Annotated in this window: 3 protein-coding genes; all 3 read left to right on the forward strand. The window is 66.3% G+C overall.

Going from position 1 to position 2,397, the window contains the following annotated elements:
• The first annotated feature begins 86 nt into the window (after positions 1-86).
• The 3 genes from tnpA (at position 87) to tnpC (ending at position 2,372) form a co-directional block, all read left to right on the forward strand.
• Entirely contained in the window at positions 87-467 is a 381-nt protein-coding gene (tnpA, locus tag HNO88_RS21820; protein WP_184250919.1) for an IS66-like element accessory protein TnpA, read from the forward strand.
• The gene (gene tnpB / locus HNO88_RS21825) at positions 464-811 is read left to right on the forward strand and encodes an IS66 family insertion sequence element accessory protein TnpB (protein WP_184250921.1); all 348 of its coding nucleotides are present in this window, start codon (positions 464-466) and stop codon (positions 809-811) included. Before tnpA ends, tnpB begins: the two co-directional genes overlap by 4 nt.
• A 61-nt stretch (positions 812-872) precedes the next feature.
• On the forward strand, positions 873-2,372 hold the full coding sequence (gene tnpC, locus HNO88_RS21830; protein ID WP_184250923.1) for an IS66 family transposase: 1,500 nt from the start codon (positions 873-875) through the stop codon (positions 2,370-2,372).
• Positions 2,373-2,397 lie beyond the last annotated feature (25 nt).

The raw sequence follows: 2,397 nt of genomic DNA on the forward strand, positions 1-2,397 counted from the left end.
GTAAGCGTCCGGTCTGGGGCGCCTTGCGCGACGGGTAATCGGCAAGCCACAGGTGCGGCACTGTGGACAGCACCGGTGCGGCACTTATGGCTACGCGGATCATCGACGTTTCAGAGCAAGGCAAGCGGGTGCGGCGGCCGTGGTCCGACGAGGATAAGGCGCGTTTCGTGACGGAGACGCTGGAGCCGCGGGCGACGGTGCGGTCGGTGGCACGTCGACATGGCCTGGATGCGTCGTTGCTCTATCGCTGGCGGCGCGTCTTTGTTGCCGATCGCTTGGTGCCGGGGCCGAGCACAGGCGATGGGTTCGTACCAGTTCAACTGGCGCTGCCAGCGCCCGCGGGATCGCCGCCGCCGCTGCCGGCAGGCTCGATCGAGGTGGTGACCGCAGCTGGCCATCGGGTGCGAATGATACCGCCGGTCGATCGCGCGACGCTGCGGCTCGTACTGGATGCGCTCGGCCGATGATCGGCCCTCCCGCGGGAGTGCGGGTCTTTCTGGCAGCCGGCACTACGGATATGCGTAAGGGCTTCGATGGTCTCGCCGCCATGGCCCAGAGCGTCCTCCACAAGGATCCGTTCTCCGGCGCGGTATTCGCGTTCCGCGGCAAACGCGGCGATCTGATCAAGCTTCTGTGGTGGGACGGTCAGGGCATGGTGCTCCACGCCAAGCGGCTCGAGCGCGGCCGCTTCACCTGGCCGACCACCGCCACCGGCGTGGCGGTGCTGACGCCGGCGCAGCTCTCGATGCTGCTTGAAGGTGTCGACTGGCGTGCGCCCAAACGAAGCGCCGAGCCGCAGTTTGCCTGGTAGACGAGAGCAGTTTTTCGGCGGTTTCGCGTGCTTTGGAGAGCGCCAGATGCTATGATCGGCTATGTCGATCGATGTCGCATCGCTGCCCGACGATGTCGCCTTTCTGAAGGCGCTGCTGGTCGAGGTCGACGCCGATCGCAACGCCCATAAGCTCATTGCCGAGCGGCTTAAGATCCAGTTGGCGCGGCTGCGCCGGATGCAGTTTGGCAGTTCGTCGGAGAAGATCACACGCGAGATCGAGCAACTGGAGCTCGCGCTCGAAGAGGTCGAGGCGGAGGCTGCAGCCACTCGGGTCACATCGCCTCGCGCCGAGGTCGGCAAGCCCGTCCGCCAGCCATTGCCCGATCATCTACCGCGTGAGGAGGTCCTGCATGAGCCGGCCTGCATCTGCCCTGACTGCGGCGGCCCGATGCGCCGGATCGGTGACGATATCACCGAGCAACTCGATTATGTGCCCGCCTCGTTCCGCGTCATCCGCCACGTCCGGCCCAAGCTCGGCTGCCGCGCGTGTGACCGGATCGTCCAGGCGCCGCTGCCCAGTATGCCGGTCGAGCGCGGCAAGCCCGGAGCCGGGCTCCTCGCTCATATCCTCGTCGCCAAATATGCCGACCATCTGCCACTCTACCGCCAGTCGGAGATCTACGCGCGAGAGGGTGTCGATCTCGCTCGCTCGACCATGGCGGACTGGGTCGGGCGCTCGGCTTCGCTGCTCGAGCCGCTCGTTGATGCGCTCGCCCGCCATGTGACAGGCGGCGACACGCTCCACGCCGACGATACACCGGTCCCGGTACTCGCGCCTGGCGCTGGACGTACGAGAACCGGGCGGCTGTGGGTCTATGTCCGCGACGAGCGCGGCCACGGTGGCAGCGCGCCGCCTGCCGCGCTGTTTCGATATGCGCCGGATCGAAAGGGCGAGCGCCCGGTCGCGCATCTCAGCGGCTTCGTCGGGCACGTCCATGCCGACGGCTATGCCGGGTTCAACAAGCTGTACGGCAATCGCATTGCTGAGGTCGCCTGTATGGCGCACGTCCGGCGCAAGTTCTTCGATATCCACGCCGCCAACGGCTCCGCGGTCGCGCGGGAGGCATTCGATAGGATCGCCGCGCTCTATGCCGTCGAGGACGACATTCGCGGCGCGCCTCCTGAGCGACGAAGGTCCGAACGACAGACGCGTGCCGGACCGCTCTTGCAGGCTTTGCGCACTTGGCTCGAGACCACGCTGCCAAAGCTGTCGCGTAAATCTGACCTGGCGATCGCTGTCCGCTATGCTCTCTCGCGATGGCAGGCGCTCGGCCGCTATCTCGACGATGGCCGGCTCGAGATCGACAACAATGCCGCTGAGCGCGCGTTGCGCGGCGTCGCCCTCGGCCGCAAAAACTGGCTGTTCGCCGGCTCGGACAAAGGCGGCGAGCGTGCCGCCGCTATCTACAGCCTCATTGAGACCGCCAAGCTCAACGGCGTAGATCCCGAGGCATGGCTACGCGATACCATCAACCGCATCGCCGACCACCCCAACCGTCAAATCGACGATCTCTTGCCTTGGAACTACCGCGCCGCCTGAGCAGAACCGCTCACCGGACGCTTAC

This window comes from Novosphingobium chloroacetimidivorans, from assembly GCF_014204535.1.
GTDB lineage: Bacteria > Pseudomonadota > Alphaproteobacteria > Sphingomonadales > Sphingomonadaceae > Novosphingobium > Novosphingobium chloroacetimidivorans.

Excerpts from the sequence above, each read along its gene's own strand:
- tnpB (WP_184250921.1), top strand. The coding sequence starts at position 464 with ATGATCGGCCCTCCCGCGGGAGTGCGGGTCTTTCTGGCAGCCGGCACT.
- tnpC (WP_184250923.1), top strand. The coding sequence starts at position 873 with ATGTCGATCGATGTCGCATCGCTGCCCGACGATGTCGCCTTTCTGAAG.
- tnpA (WP_184250919.1), top strand. The coding sequence starts at position 87 with ATGGCTACGCGGATCATCGACGTTTCAGAGCAAGGCAAGCGGGTGCGG.